Origin of the sequence: Pseudomonas sp. HY13-MNA-CIBAN-0226, from assembly GCF_040310305.1 — a bacterium.
In the GTDB taxonomy this organism is placed as follows: domain Bacteria; phylum Pseudomonadota; class Gammaproteobacteria; order Pseudomonadales; family Pseudomonadaceae; genus Aquipseudomonas; species Aquipseudomonas gregormendelii.
Genome location: NZ_JBEOPS010000676.1, coordinates 1 through 232, shown reverse-complemented (window position 1 = coordinate 232; position 232 = coordinate 1). Strand labels below are relative to the sequence as shown.

The 232-nt window shown below is 40.9% G+C and carries 1 protein-coding gene; it reads left to right on the top strand.

What is annotated here, in order from left to right:
- Positions 1 to 43 precede the first annotated feature (43 nt).
- Positions 44 to 232, top strand: a 189-nt coding sequence (locus AAEZ05_RS30390) for a hypothetical protein (RefSeq protein ID WP_350650401.1), incomplete at its 3' end; no start/stop codon positions are given.

Below are 232 nucleotides of genomic sequence, written 5' to 3'. Positions count from 1 at the left end.
AGTAAACACCGCCGTTTGCTGTGATCAGTGTCAGCAGAGTTTTTTGGTCAATAAGCACCTTATCGTCACCACCGATACGCCACCAAAAATGGCAGATAGCACCACCACCGACCCAAATAACACAAGTAATGTCAAACCGCCTATTCATAAACAACTTTCTAATAAGCAATCTTCAGCCGTCTTATCTTCTGACAGCTTAATTCATGATGGTTTAATTTATGATGACATGGAT